The sequence below is a fragment of the Paraburkholderia hospita genome (assembly GCF_002902965.1).
Lineage (GTDB): Bacteria > Pseudomonadota > Gammaproteobacteria > Burkholderiales > Burkholderiaceae > Paraburkholderia > Paraburkholderia hospita.
The window spans coordinates 741,151-754,808 of sequence record NZ_CP026106.1 but is presented as its reverse complement, the minus strand read 5'-3'; the positions used below and the strand labels follow the sequence as shown (position 1 = coordinate 754,808).

14 protein-coding genes are annotated in these 13,658 nt (G+C 65.1%); 10 read left to right on the top strand and 4 right to left on the bottom strand.

All coding sequences use genetic code 11. From position 1 onward, the window contains the following. Both C2L64_RS21810 and C2L64_RS21805 read left to right on the top strand, forming a co-directional pair. Positions 1–954 (top strand): ATP-grasp domain-containing protein, encoded by a 954-nt coding sequence (locus C2L64_RS21810; protein ID WP_007585744.1) that lies wholly within the window; start codon positions 1–3, stop codon positions 952–954. Next, the gene (locus C2L64_RS21805) at positions 954–1,856 is read left to right on the top strand and encodes a triphosphoribosyl-dephospho-CoA synthase (protein ID WP_007585745.1); all 903 of its coding nucleotides are present in this window, start codon (positions 954–956) and stop codon (positions 1,854–1,856) included. Before C2L64_RS21810 ends, C2L64_RS21805 begins: the two co-directional genes overlap by 1 nt. Positions 1,857–1,909: 53 nt before the next feature. Here the strand turns inward: C2L64_RS21805 and C2L64_RS21800 are convergent, their stop codons facing one another. Beyond that, on the bottom strand, positions 1,910–2,323 hold the full coding sequence (locus C2L64_RS21800) for a dihydroneopterin aldolase (RefSeq protein WP_007585746.1): 414 nt from the start codon (positions 2,321–2,323) through the stop codon (positions 1,910–1,912). 240 nt (positions 2,324–2,563) lie between these two features. Here C2L64_RS21800 and C2L64_RS21795 point away from each other — a divergent pair, with 240 nt between their 5' ends. From C2L64_RS21795 to C2L64_RS21780, 4 genes are read left to right on the top strand one after another with little or no spacing between them, the layout of a single operon-like run. Further along, positions 2,564–3,181 carry a flavoprotein gene (locus C2L64_RS21795; protein ID WP_051058219.1) on the top strand — a complete coding sequence of 206 codons (618 nt, stop codon included), beginning with the start codon at positions 2,564–2,566 and terminating at the stop codon, positions 3,179–3,181. Further along, the gene (locus C2L64_RS21790; RefSeq protein WP_007585748.1) at positions 3,181–4,566 is read left to right on the top strand and encodes a DUF6513 domain-containing protein; all 1,386 of its coding nucleotides are present in this window, start codon (positions 3,181–3,183) and stop codon (positions 4,564–4,566) included. The genes C2L64_RS21795 and C2L64_RS21790 overlap by 1 nt, the downstream gene beginning before the upstream one ends. A gap of 2 nt (positions 4,567–4,568) precedes the next feature. Further along, positions 4,569–5,162 carry a DUF447 domain-containing protein gene (locus tag C2L64_RS21785; protein ID WP_007585749.1) on the top strand — a complete coding sequence of 198 codons (594 nt, stop codon included), beginning with the start codon at positions 4,569–4,571 and terminating at the stop codon, positions 5,160–5,162. Further along, positions 5,159–5,905 carry a (5-formylfuran-3-yl)methyl phosphate synthase gene (locus C2L64_RS21780; RefSeq protein ID WP_007585750.1) on the top strand — a complete coding sequence of 249 codons (747 nt, stop codon included), beginning with the start codon at positions 5,159–5,161 and terminating at the stop codon, positions 5,903–5,905. The genes C2L64_RS21785 and C2L64_RS21780 overlap by 4 nt, the downstream gene beginning before the upstream one ends. Here C2L64_RS21780 and C2L64_RS21775 read toward each other — a convergent pair. The 3 genes from C2L64_RS21775 to C2L64_RS21765 are packed head-to-tail and all read right to left on the bottom strand — an operon-like array spanning position 5,887 to position 8,557. Then, the gene (locus C2L64_RS21775; RefSeq protein ID WP_007585751.1) at positions 5,887–6,477 is read right to left on the bottom strand and encodes an amino acid kinase family protein; all 591 of its coding nucleotides are present in this window, start codon (positions 6,475–6,477) and stop codon (positions 5,887–5,889) included. The genes C2L64_RS21780 and C2L64_RS21775 overlap by 19 nt on opposite strands. A 30-nt stretch (positions 6,478–6,507) precedes the next feature. Then, positions 6,508–7,569, bottom strand: coding sequence for a hydantoinase/oxoprolinase family protein (locus C2L64_RS21770; protein ID WP_007585753.1), 1,062 nt, complete (start codon positions 7,567–7,569; stop codon positions 6,508–6,510). Beyond that, positions 7,559–8,557, bottom strand: coding sequence for an ATP-grasp domain-containing protein (locus C2L64_RS21765; protein ID WP_039901025.1), 999 nt, complete (start codon positions 8,555–8,557; stop codon positions 7,559–7,561). The genes C2L64_RS21770 and C2L64_RS21765 overlap by 11 nt, the downstream gene beginning before the upstream one ends. Before the next feature lie 266 nt (positions 8,558–8,823). On the opposite strand from C2L64_RS21765, the gene C2L64_RS21760 reads away from it, so the two are divergent. The 4 genes from C2L64_RS21760 to C2L64_RS21745 are packed head-to-tail and all read left to right on the top strand — an operon-like array spanning position 8,824 to position 13,635. Next, a complete protein-coding gene (locus tag C2L64_RS21760) occupies positions 8,824–10,152 on the top strand; it encodes a molybdopterin-binding domain-containing protein (RefSeq protein ID WP_039901018.1) in 1,329 nt (442 codons plus the stop codon). Then, positions 10,149–11,840 (top strand): formylmethanofuran dehydrogenase subunit A, encoded by a 1,692-nt coding sequence (locus C2L64_RS21755; RefSeq protein WP_007585760.1) that lies wholly within the window; start codon positions 10,149–10,151, stop codon positions 11,838–11,840. Before C2L64_RS21760 ends, C2L64_RS21755 begins: the two co-directional genes overlap by 4 nt. Then, positions 11,837–12,811, top strand: coding sequence for a formylmethanofuran--tetrahydromethanopterin N-formyltransferase (fhcD, locus tag C2L64_RS21750; protein ID WP_007585762.1), 975 nt, complete (start codon positions 11,837–11,839; stop codon positions 12,809–12,811). The genes C2L64_RS21755 and fhcD overlap by 4 nt, the downstream gene beginning before the upstream one ends. Further along, a complete protein-coding gene (locus C2L64_RS21745; protein ID WP_007585764.1) occupies positions 12,808–13,635 on the top strand; it encodes a formylmethanofuran dehydrogenase subunit C in 828 nt (275 codons plus the stop codon). The genes fhcD and C2L64_RS21745 overlap by 4 nt, the downstream gene beginning before the upstream one ends. Positions 13,636–13,658 lie beyond the last annotated feature (23 nt).

Genomic DNA, 13,658 nt, shown 5'->3' with positions numbered 1-13,658 from the left:
ATGACAGGCACCGCGCTCGCCGTCGCGATCATGACGGACGAAACCGGCTGGCATACGTCTCGCCTCAAGCGTGCACTGCGCGCACGCGGCGCGACGGGCCGCTGCATCGATCTTGCCGATTGCCGCTTCGACACCACGCACGCACCGCACGGACTCGCGATTCCCGGCTATGGGCGCGGACTGCCCGATGCCGTCATCGTGCGCGGCATCGCGGGTGGAACGTTCGAACAGGTCACCGTGCGGCTTGGCATCCTGCACGCGCTGCGGGAACTCGGCGTGCCTGTCTACAACGATGCGCGCGCGATCGAACGAAGCGTCGACAAATCGATGACCACGTTTCTGCTGCATCGGGCGGGCATTCCGACGCCGCCGACCTGGGTTACCGAATCCGCCCCGTTCGCACAACGCGTGCTGATGCGCGAAAGCGCCAGAGGTCATGATCTCGTGATAAAGCCGCTATTCGGCTCGCAAGGCAAAGGCATTGCACGGATCGGCGCGAATAGCGAGGGTTGTGAACCGCTGCCCGCACTGAAAGCGTATGGGCAGCTCGCGTATTTGCAGCGTCTGGTGAAGCCCATCAGCACACCCGGCTATGACTGGCGCGTGATGGTGATCGGCGGCAAGGCCGTGACTGCCATGCGCAGGGTCAGCGAGCATTGGGTGCATAACGTCGCGCAAGGCGCCCGCTGCGAAGCGGCCGAACTCGACGAACCGCTCGCCACGCTCGCCGAGCGCGCCAGCGCCGCGCTCGGGCTCGACTACGCGGGCGTCGACCTGATTCCGTGTGACGACAATCCATACGGCGCGACCGTCATCGAAGTCAATGGCGTCGCGGCGTGGCGCGGGCTGCAAACAGTGACGCCGTTCGATATCGCGGGCTGTATCGTCGATGACCTGTTGAATCGCCGGATGGCGCTTGCGGATCAAGCAAGCCACGTCAAGGAAGTCGCGTGATGTTCGATGCCCGCCCGCATCTGATCGAGGAAGCGTTCGTGTGGGCGTGCACGCTCGACGTCGCCTGCGCGAAACCCGGCAACGTCAGCATCGGCGCGCCGGGTCACCGGATGACGGCAGACCTCTTCATCGCCAGCGCACAAGCGGCTCGTGCTGCGTTGACGGGTCGAGGTACTTCGGTGGGTGAGCGGATCGAACGCGCGGTGAGTCTGTCGATGGGCGCCGCCGGCTGCAATACCAACATGGGTATCGTGTTGCTGTGCGCGCCGCTCGCGCACGCGTTCGAAGCGATGCTGCCAGCGCATGCAACACCCACCGCGCACGATGCCCGCCTCGCGCTACAGGCTACCCTCTCCCGTCTGGATATCGCGGACGCATGCGCCGCCTATCGCGCGATTGCGCTCGCCAATCCGGGCGGTCTCGGCGACGCGCCCAGCCAGAACGTCGGCACCGAACCGACGGTTGATCTGCTCAGCGCGATGACGCTCGCGAGCGACCGCGACAGCATCGCGCGGCAATACGCGAACGGTTTCGCCGATGTGCTCGGATTTGGGCTCGCGCAGTTTCGCGCGGCATTGGACGATGGACCCGTCGATCAACCGCGTCTGTTGCGTGCGGTGCTCAGAACCTGGCTTGGCTTTCTATCGCGCTGGCCCGACTCGCATATCGCGCGCAAGCACGGTATCGCGCTTGCGCGGCAGGTCAGCCACGATGCCCGTGCATGGCACGCTCAGGCTGAGTTGGACCCTGTCAAGCTCGCCGCATGGGACGACGCGCTGAAACGCGACGGCATCAATCCGGGCACGAGCGCGGATCTCACGGTCGCGACGTTGTTTGCTGCCGCTTGCCTCGACCCGTCACTCCTGAGCGTTTCCTGCACGCCCGCCGCAAGCTGCATGTAGGGTGCAGGCACGCGAAGCCCGTGCATGCCGCACGTGCTTCGCGCATGCAGTCCTCACGGCCATCGCACGGTCCGTTCAATCGTCACGCCCACCGCTTTCACGTTCGCGAACTTGTTCGGCTTGGCAAGCGACACGCGAACCCAGTGCGCGCCAAAGTCGACGAGCAGCATCTGCGCGACCGACTCCGCCAGCGCCTCCAGCAATTGCATCTTGTGCGCGGCGAGCAGCGACTCCAACGCAGCGTGGACTTTGCTGTAGTCGATCGTATCGCCGATCCGGTCCGTGTCGCAGGCGTGACTGTGCGGCACGCCTGCCCACAGATCGATGCGCACGGGTTGCCGGTCATGAAGTTCGTCGGGATCGATGCCGATCACCGTCTCACCCTCAAAGCCTTCGATAAAGATGAGGTCCATCTCGGATGAAGCGAGATGCGGCCGCTCAATCACATTCCTGTCGATCACGTTCATTGGGGTTCCTCATAGACTGTCCGTCGCGTGTTCTCATGCAAGAAGCGGCCCAGGCACGAATGTCGCAAGCGATTGGCATGAACGCCCTCGCAGGAACCCACGCGCATCGCGCAAGCAGGCCACGCCGCCACATCAGGCACGAGTCCCGGCTGGCAAGGCAGCGCGTCACATGGCAAGAGGTTGATGACGAGGGGTCGCAATATGTATCGCAAACTGAACAACCTGGCTGCCGGACCGACCATGACCCACACGCGCTCCTTGCCCTACGACATCGATTCCGCTCCAGCCCGTTTTGCGTGGGCGGTGACGGGCTCCGGTCACGGGCTGGTCGAATCGCTGGAGATCGCGGCCACGCTTCTGCCGCACGTCGATCTGTTCCTGTCGCGCGCGGCGCAAGAGGTACTGCCGCTGTACCAGATCGACCTCGCGCAACTCAAGCAGCGCTTCCGGGTATTCCGCGACAACAGCGCGAGCGCCGTGCCCGTCGGGATGCTATACGACGAGACGCGCTATCACACAGTCGTCGTCGCGCCCGCCACCAGCAACACCGTCGCCAAATGCGCGTTCGGCATCTCCGATACGCTGCCGACCAACATGTTCGCGCAGGCGGGCAAGCTGGGCATCCCGGGCATCGTGTTCGCATGCGATACCCAGCCCGTCGTCGTCACGAAGAGTCCGCTCGACTGGGTAGAACTGCGGCCACGCAATATCGAACTCGACAACGTGGCGCGCTTGAGGCAGATCGATCATTGCCACGTCGTGTGCTCGCTCGACGAACTGCGCGCCGCGATCGACGCACGCATCGCCGACATTCGCATGCCAGCGCCTGAAGCCGAATCGACTTGCACGAGCGCCTGATGGAACACATCGTCTTCCTCACCGGCCGCCTTGCGCAACCCGGACTGGAGCGCGTGTTGCGCAGTCTCGCGCCCGCGCCATTCAGCTGGGAGATTCGGGAGATCGGCCTTCAGGTCGCGGCGCTCATGACAGCGGATATGATCCGCCGCCGCGTCGCTGCCCCTATTGCTGCCGACCGCTTGATCGTTCCCGGCCGATGCCGCGGCGATCTCGACGCGCTGTCCGCGCACTACGGCATCCCCGTGCAGCGCGGCCCCGAAGAGCTGAAGGATCTCCCCGCATGGTTCGATTGCACGGCACGCCCCGTGGACCTGTCGAAACACGATATCGCGATTTTCGCGGAGATCGTCGATGCGCCGCGCCTAAGCGTCGATGCAATCTGCGCGCGCGCAGCGCAGCTACGGGCCGACGGTGCCGACGTGATCGACCTCGGCTGTCTGCCGTCCACGCCGTTCCCGCATCTCGCCGATGCCGTCCATGCGCTGAAGGCACAAGGGTTCAAGGTCAGCGTGGACTCGATGGATGTGAAGGAACTGGTGCGCGGCGGCCGCGCAGGCGCGGACTTTTTGCTGAGCCTGACAGCCGACACCCTCTGGGTCCTCAACGAAGTCGGCTCGACACCCGTGCTGATTCCGCGCAAGCCCGGCGACGAAGCATCGTTACACGACGCCATCGACATGATGGTGCAACAGGGCCGGCCCTTTCTCGCCGACCCGATACTCGACCCGCTGCCCTTCGGGCTTTTGAAATCGCTCACACGCTATCAGCGGCTGCGTGAACGCTATCCCGACGCGCCGCTGCTGATGGGCACGGGCAACGTCACGGAACTCACGGAAGCCGACACCAGCGGTATCCACGCGATCCTGCTCGGCATCGGCGTTGAATTGAACATCGCGGGCATTCTCACCACACAGGTGAGCGGCCATGCGCGCTGCGCGATACGCGAAGCCGACGTCGCCCGACGCATGATGTATGCGGCCCGCGAACTCCACACGCTGCCCAAAGGCCTCACCGACCAGTTGATGACGGTGCACGCAAAGCGCCCTTTTCCCGATACGCCCGAAGAAATCGCGGCGACGGCAGCGGCCATCCGCGACCCGAACTTCCGCGTGCAGGTATCGACTCACGGCGTGCACGTGTACAACCGCGACGGCCATCATCTCGCCACGGATGCGTTCGCCCTGTGGCCACATCTGCATCTGGAAGCAGACGGCGCGCACGCGTTCTACATGGGTGTCGAACTCGCGCGCGCCGAACTCGCCTGGCGGCTTGGGAAGCGCTATAGCCAGGATCAGCCGCTGGAATGGGGATGCGCGAGCGAGCGCGGCGCGAGCGATCTGCTCGCGCAATGCGCCCCCGGCACGACACGCAGAAAGGAAGCCTGACGATGATCCACGAAACCATAGTCACGACGGTATCGCCCGGCGGCAAGCCGCATAGCGCGCCGATGGGCGTGCGCCACGAGGGCGATACGTTCATCCTGATGCCGTTTCTGCCATCCGCGACATTCGACAATATCGTTTCGACGGGCTGTGCCGTCGTCAACTTTACGACCGACGTACGCGTGTTTGCCGGCTGCGTCACAGGCCGCCGTACGTGGTCTACGCTGCCTGTCCATCACGTGCCGTGCGTGCGACTCGCCGACACGCTCGCGCACGCTGAACTGCGTCTGGTCTCGGTCGGCGGCGATCCGCAACGCCCCACGCTGGTCATGGAACGCGTCGCCATGTGCACGGATGCGCCGTTCACCGGATTTAACCGCGCGCAGGCCGCTGTCATCGAAGGCGCGGTGCTGGTCAGCCGGCTCTCCATGCTGCCGCGCGAGAAAGTGGAATCGGAAATCGCGTACCTCTCCATCGCCATCGACAAGACGGCTGGCCCGAGCGAACAGCAGGCCTGGCAGTGGCTGATGGAAGCGGTCGATGTCTTTTACGTGCGGTCGGCTGCCACCGCTCAAGTCTTTCCAGAGGAGGCCCTATGATTCGTATGCTCGCCAGTGTGCGCGACCTCGACGAGGCGCGCGACGCCGCTCAGGCCGGCGCGGATCTGATCGATCTGAAGGAGCCTGGCGCGGGCGCGCTCGGCGCCGTCGCAGCGCCCCGGATCGCGCACATCGTGCAGTCGCTGCGCGCCGAGCATCCCGGTCTGCCCATCAGCGCCGCCGTCGGTGATCTGCGTCCGGGAGACCACGCATCGCTCGAATATCGCGCGTCGCAGGTCGGACGCTGCGGCGTCGACTATGTGAAAGCAGGCATACCGGCCGACAGCGCTTCGTTCGATCTCGCGCTCCGAAGCCTCACGTATATGCGAAGCCTGCACTGGAACATGATCCCCGTGCTGCTGGTGGACAACGGCCTCGATCTGCGGATCGTCGAACAGGCATGCGAACTGCGTTTTGCGGGCGTGATGGTGGATACGGCCAGCAAGCGACGCGGCGATCTGTTTCAATGCGTCCCGCTTGCCGTGCTCGACAGCATGGTGCAGATCGCGCGCGCCCACAATGTGATGGCGGGGCTGGCGGGCGCGCTGCTCAGCAAGCACGTGCCGTTGATCCGCGCGCTCGGTCCCGACATCGCCGGTTTCCGGACGGCGCTGTGCGACGGGTCGCGCACCGGCCGGCTCAATGCGGCACGCGTGCGCGATCTGCGCGCGCAACTCCTGGGCTCCGCTCGCGCGGCCAACGATACCGGCTTCGAGGTACGGGCTCAGTCGGCTGTCGCGTGAAGCAGGCGGTCGCGCACGCGCGACCCGTCGTTCCGGTTCACGATGTCGACGGGATACGGCGCGTCGCGCGTGAAGCCAGCGAACGAGCGGTCGACGATGCCCTGCGCCGCATAGGCTTCGATCGTGCATGCCGGTTCGACCTCACACGACTTCACGATCACAAGCCGTTCGGCGTTCAGCCGGTTGGCGAGCCATGCGGCGAGACTGTCCGAGCTGACATCCCACGTGGTCAGCCGGTTGGGTTCCTGAAACAGCAGGTCGAGCGGCGCCCACACGGCGACGCGCCCGGCGCGCAACGCCTCGCGAATCTGCGCATCCGTCGCGGCGATCACGAGACGACGGCACAGGCCCTGCATCATCAGCGCGTATTGCGCCATCCCGAGCACGGCCATGTTGTGCGCGGCGACATCGTCGAAACGCCAGACGGCCTGATGCTCGCGTGCCTGGTCGGCAAATTCGCCACCGCCCGGCACGATCACGACCCGCCCACCGCCGAATTCGCTCAGGTGCTGCAGCCATTCTTTGAGCAACGGGTCACGGCTCAGACTGCCGCCAATCTTCACCACCCACATAGGCGCTCCGTGTGCGGAGATGATAGTTGTTCAGACCGTTGCGTCGGCCATGTGCGCTTCGTCGACGCGCAGAAGGGCGACAGCGACGGCTGGCGCACAGACCTGCGCCCAGCCAGCAGTTGTTCCGTCTGCTTTCGTTAGCGACGAGAAGGCGATCACATCGCGCCCGAACTGCGCCGCGAGTTCATCCGCGAGGAACGCACCGCAGCCCGCCGACACCAGCACCACATCGTGCCCCAGCCCGACACGCCCGAGCACCTGGGCGAGATTCGTCGACAGATGCGCAAGCTGTGCTTTGCGCCATTCGCGAGCGAAGCTCTCCCAGTCGGCCATCGATGCATCGCGCGCATCGCGCCCGATCATGCGTGCGAGACGCTGGCAGCTTGCCATGCGATCCTTCGCGCCGCCGTCGGCCGTGGGATGCTGGTCATGCAGCGGGTCGAGTTCGCCCGTCAGACGGTAGACGTCGGCCGTCGTGGCAAACAGTTCGTTCATCACGTTGTGCTGTTCGCCGCGAAAGCGGATGCGCTGCGAGAGCGCGCACAGCGGCGTACGCACGACACCCTGATAAACAAGCTCGCCGGACCTGAGCCGCCCCGCGTCATCCATCCCGCGCGAAGCGAGCACGCCTTCGCGGATCGCAATGAAATCCGTGGTCGTGCTGCCGATGTCGACGAGCACGGCGGCGGGTACACGCGAAGCAATCAGTGCCGCCGTCGCATGCCAGTTCGCGGACGCCACATCGGCCCAGTATTCGAGAACGGATTCGTGCGGCTGCCATCCTGACCGGCCGGCATAGAACGAAGCGTCTCGCCCGAAGCGGCTCGCCAGTCTGCCCGCGAGCGCGGCGACGCCCGCCTCACGGTTGGAAAAGATGTCCGCCATCTCGCCGCTCATCGTCACGGCATGCTCGGCATCACCGTGATCGGGCCAACGCTGCACCGCTGCTTCGAATACGGCGTCGAGGTGCGCCATGCCCTGCCAGAGCGGGCAGACCCATTGCATCACATCGGATACGCGCCCCGCCTCGATGCGTGCTGCCTTCACATGCGCGCCGCCGATGTCCCAGCCGATCACGAGATCACGCGGCATAGCGCCTCCGGTTGAAGTCGTCGTCCAGATCGAAGTGCTGCGCGACGATGCTTGCTGCGATATTGGATTCCACCGCGCCGGCAAGCGCCGTGTAAGCGCACGTCACGCGCGGATTGACTTCGATCACGACGGGGCCGCGTTCCCGATGCCACACGAAATCGATGCCTACGAAACCGGCCAGGCCCGGAAGCGCGCGAGCCACGCGCGCTGCGAGCGAGCGGCACGTCCCCGCCATTTCGCTCGACAGAGGAATCGCGTTCGCCGTCAGGCCTTCATAGGCGAGTTGGCCGTCACGCACGCCGATGTGTTGCCGGTTGATGCTGAGTAGCTCCGCATGGCCTCGCGTGCAAAGCAGCGAGAGACTGAACGCATCGCCGCTGATCCATTCTTCCAGCGTGACGCGCTCGTGCGCTGCAGCGCGACGCAGGAACACGTATTCCGCCATCCGGTAGTCGTGAAAAACGCGGGTATCGACGGCGCCCGCGCCGTCGTCGGGCTTCACGACCCAGGCGCTCGCGTTGCACGCGGGTTCGAGCGGCGCGTCCACCGACCATGCACGCGGCGTGGCGATGCCGGCCAGAGCGAGATACCGCGCCGTGCGGCGTTTGCTGCTCGCGATGCGCACGGCCGCCGCGTCGCAGCCGATCCATCGGTCAGGTCCGACGGCTTCGCATAGCGCGCTCAGCACGCCGCCCGTCTCCGGCGCGATCACCCATACGGCGTCGTGACGGCGCGCTTCGGCTGCGATGAAGCGCGTCGGCGAAATCGCAAACGGCGCGGGACACCATTCGATTGCGCGCGACGTATCCGCTGTGTCGTGGACTTCGTCATGACCCGCGACGCAGGTCAGCGCGATATGGCCTGAACGCGCGAGATCGCGTGCGACGGCATCGCGCATCGCCCTGCCCTGCATCCGCAGTTCCGGTGCGATCCATTCGTCCACGCAGCCATCGGCGCTGAGATATTCGTATAACAGGACCTTTTTCATCGCTCGCTTCCCGTGCAGGTGATTGCGCTTCCCATCTGCCGTATTCATGTTCCATGCCATCCGTCGATGCGCTGCGTGCGAGCAATGGTGTCCATGGTATCGAGCCATGCGCGAACGAACGACGCGTGACAGTCTGCATCGCGCGCGGCGCAAAACACATCGAATGCGCGCCACGCATGCGTGTCGCCCAATTCGTGTTTGTCCGCTAAAGCGAAGGCGCTTCGCAGAACCACAACGGATGGCATATGAGTTGCTGATAGCCGGACATGACCTCTATCAGTTCCCCCACGTCCTGGACGTGTCCGTTCTGCCCGCTGTTATGCGATCGCCTTTCGATCGCAGCGGGCGAGACGTTGACCCTGACGGGCACCGACTGTCCGCGTGCGACGCGGGCTCTCGCGCAGTTCAGCGCGCGCCCCGCACACGCACAGCCGATGCACGACGGCAAGCCGATCGCGTTCGACGATGCCATTGGCCTCGCGGCCCAATGGCTCGCGCAAGCGAAGCAACCGTTATTCGCGGGCATGGCCACCGATGTAGCCGGCACGCGAGCGCTGTATCGCCTGGCCAACGCGAGCGCCGCCATCATCGATCACGCCCACGGCCGCTCGTTGATGCACGGCCTGACGGCGATGCAGGACCGCGGCGCGTTCACGACCACGCTTTCCGAAGTGCGCGCGCGCTCGGACCTCATCGTCTGTTTCGCGTCGACGCCCACGGCGAGATATCCGGCGTTCTTCAAACGCTGCGGGGTCGGTGCGAAGCCGGCCGATGCAACAGGCCCGGCCCGGCGCGACGTGATCTTCGTCGGCAGCGGGATCGACGCGAGCCTCGAATCTATGGCGCAGCCCGGCACGGTTTCGCAACGCGCCATCCCGTTGCAGGGCGATCTGTACGAGACCATTGCGCTGCTGAACGCGCGGATCGATTCGCTTTTGAAAGGCCAGCCGATGCCAGGCAATGCGCCTGCACTCGAGTCGCTGGCCGTGGACATGCTCGCGGCGCGCTACGTCACGCTCGTCTGGAGCACGGCCGACTTGCCTGGCAGCCATGCGACGCTGCTGGTCGAAGGGCTCGACCGTCTGACCAAGTCGATCAACCTGAAGACCCGCGCAGGCTGCCTCTCGCTCGGCGGAGACGACGGCGCCGCGACCGTCAACCAGACGCTCACGTGGATGTCTGGTCTACCGCTACGCACAGGCGTGCATCGAACCGGTCTCGAACACGATCCGCATCGCTACGACACACAACGGTTGCTCGAAGACCGTGCTGTCGATGCTCTCGTCTGGGTCGCAAGCTTCGGCGCCGACCTGCCGCCGCCAGAGAACGACATGCCGACGATCGTACTGGGCCATCCCGGCCTAGCGGCATCGTCCACGGATCGCCACGGGCCGACGCTCTTCATGCCAGTCTCGACACCCGGCATCGGTTCTGCTGGTCATCTGTTCCGCACGGACGGCGGCGTCGTGCTGCCGCTCGTGCCTGTTTATGACGACAGCTTGCCCACCGTCGCGCATGTGGCCGCGCAAATCGCGCATGCGCTGGCAGCACCGCATTCGACCGCACAATCAACCGCAAAGGAGCCCGCCCGATGAGCACGTTCCGGTTGCGCGGTGGCCGCGTGTACGATCCAGCCTCACGCATCGCCGGGCAGATCAGCGACATCTGCGTGCGTGACGGCCGGATCGTCGATCTGCCCGAACAGGAATCCGTCGATTGCGAATACGACGCCTCGGGCATGGTCATCATGGCGGGTGGCATCGACATGCATTCGCATATCGGCGGCGGCAAGGTCAATCTCGCGCGCCTGCTGATGCCGGAGGATCATCGCGGCCGCCGCGCTTCCGACAATCCACTCGAACTCGCCTCGTGCGGCGACTGCACGCCCGGCACGCTCGCGACGGGCTACCGGTATGCCGAGATGGGTTACACGGCGGCATTCGAGCCGGCGATGATCGCATCGAACGCGCGCCACACGCACCTCGAAATGGGCGACACGCCGATCATCGATCACGGCGCCTACGTGATGCTCGGCAACGACGAATTGTTCTTGCGCATGCTGGCCGGGCATACCGACTACGAACGCCTGCGCGACTACGTCGGATGGTCGATTCACGCGACCCGCGCGCTTGGTGTGAAGGTCGTCAATCCGGGCGGCATTTCGGCATTCAAGTTCAACCAGCGCAGTCTCGATGTCGACGAGCACCATACGCACTACGGCATCACGCCTCGCGACGTGCTGCATGTACTCGCTCGCGCGCTCACCGATCTCGGCGTGCCGCATCCGCTGCATATTCACGCAAGCAATCTGGGCGTGCCGGGCAATATCGATTCGACGCTCGTCACCATCGATGCGCTCGAAGGTCTGCCCGGCCATCTCACGCATATTCAGTTTCATAGCTACGGCAACGACGGTCCCCGGAAGTTTTCGTCGGCGGCGCACCGGATCGCGGAGGCCGTCAACGCGAACCCGAACATCTCGATCGATGTCGGCCAGATCATGTTCGGCCAGACGGTGACGGCGTCGGGCGATATCATGAAGCAGGTCAAGCAGGCCGCCTTCGCGTCGCCGCGCAAATGGATCGCGGGTGATATCGAATGCGATGCGGGCTGCGGTGTGGTCCCGTTTCGCTACCGTGAAACCAGCTACGTCAACGCGCTGCAGTGGACGATCGGCCTGGAGCTTTTCCTGCTGGTGAACAACCCCTGGCAAATCACGCTCACGACCGATCATCCGAACGGCGGCCCGTTCACGAGCTATCCCCATCTGATCCGCCTGCTGATGGACAAATCGTTCCGCGACGAGCAACTGGCGAAGCTTCATCCCGACGTTGCCGCGCAATCGCCGCTTGTCAGCCTGAAACGGGAACTCGACCTCAACGAGATCGCCATCCTGACCCGCGCCGCGCCCGCCCGGCTGCTTGGGCTCAAAGATCGTGGCCGGCTCGATGCGGGCGCGGCCGCCGATATCGCCGTGTACCGCGAACATGCCGACCGCGAAGCGATGTTCCGCGCGCCCGTCTACGTGTTCAAGGACGGTGAACTGGTCGCGCGCGACGGCCGCATCGTCGCGACGCCAGTGGGCGGCACGCACTATGTCGAACCCGAATTCGACCGCTCGATCGAAAAGGTGGTCGAGGAGTACGGGGACGCCTATCTCGCGACCAACATGCGGCGCGCGCCCATCAGCCGCGATGAACTCTGCCTGTGCGGCAACGGCGGGCGTCTGCTGCCTGCAGCGTGCGGCGTACATCGCCAACAGCGTGCGGAGTCCCCGTCATGAGCGATATCACTTCGAGCGCGGCGCCTGTAGTCGAGCGTCCGGCGGCACCGCGCAGCGTGCGCGGCGTCGCGATCGACGACACGTTTGCCGAAGCGTTTCCGATGAAAGCGACGCGCCTGATCGTGACGGCGCGTAACGCCACCTGGGCACGCAACGCAGCCATCGCGGCAACCGGCTTTGCGACATCCGTGATCGCGTGTGGCTGCGAAGCGGGCATCGAGCGCGAACTGTCACCCGACGAGACACCCGACGGCCGGCCAGGCGTCGCCCTGCTGCTATTTTCGATGTCCGGCAAGGAACTCGCGAAACAGGTCGAGCGCCGCGTCGGACAGTGCGTGCTGACATGTCCGACGACGGCCGTTTTCGGTGGCATCGCGAATGGCGAGCCCATCGCGCTCGGCAAGAATCTGCGCTTCTTCGGCGACGGCTGGCAGATTTCGAAACTGATCGACGGCAAGCGCTATTGGCGCGTGCCCGTGATGGACGGCGAATTCGTCGCCGAGGAAACGACAGCCGTCGTCAAAGGCGTCGGCGGCGGCAACCTGCTCTTTCTTGCGCGCGACACCGACGCGGCACTCAATGCAGCGCAGACGGCCGTTGACGCGATGCGCGCGGTGCCGAACGTGATCCTGCCGTTTCCGGGCGGCGTCGTGCGCTCGGGCTCGAAGGTCGGCTCGAAATATTCGGCACTGCCTGCCTCGACCAACGATGCGTTCTGCCCCGGCCTCAGCGAACTTGCACTACGCACCGAACTGACGGGCGATGTGCAGAGCGTGCTCGAAATCGTCATCGACGGATTGAGCGATACGGATGTGGCCGAAGCCATGCGTGTCGGCATCGCGGCGGCGACGGGCGCGGACGCTGGCGTGGAAAAGGGACTGGTGCGGATCTCCGCAGGCAACTATGGCGGCAAGCTCGGGCCGTTTCACTTTCATCTGCATCAATTGTGCGACGCGCCGGAGAACCGATGAAGCGCATCACGTTACGTCTGAAGCACGCGCCCAGCCTGCGCATCGACGCGCGCGAACTCCTGCCCGCGCGACTCGCGGAACTGAGCGCCGTCGAAATCGGCAAGATGGCGCTTTGGCACGGCAGCGAGCCGATCAACGTGGGCGATCTGTTCGCTGTCGAGATCGCTGATGAAGCATCGCTCGACCTGCCTCAACTCAGGTTCGAGGGCGATATGCAACGCTTCGACCGGCTTGGCTCGCGCATGGACGCGGGCCATCTCGTCATCGATGGCAATGCAGGGGATTTTCTCGGCGCGCAGATGAGCGCGGGGACGATCGTCGTCGAAGGTCATTGCGGGAGCTTCGCCGCGTGTGAGCTATCGGGCGGCCGCGTCGAGATTCGCGGCAATGCCGGGGATTTTGCAGGCGCCGCGCTGCCGGGCGACATGGACGGCATGCGCGGGGGCACGCTCGTGATTCATGGCGATGCGGGCGCGCGTCTGGGTGACCGCATGCGTCGCGGCACGATGATCGTATTCGGATCGGCGGGCGCGTTCGTGGCGTCGCGCATGGTCGCGGGGACGATCGCCGTTGCAGGCCGTGTCGGCGAACATCCGGCGTATGGAATGCGGCGCGGCTCGCTGCTGCTGCTCGATTCCGCGTGGCCTGCAACGCAACGCTTCGCGGAAAACGCCAGCGATATCGACGTATTCTGGCGGCTGCTGGTGCCGACGCTCGCGCGAGAAGGCGGCGCGTTTGCCATGTTGTCGCGTGCGCAACCTCCACGGCGGCTACGCGGCGATGTATCGGTGCAAGGCAAGGGCGAAATATTGCTGGCTGGGTAAGCGCTAAAAGCCATCCGTCACGC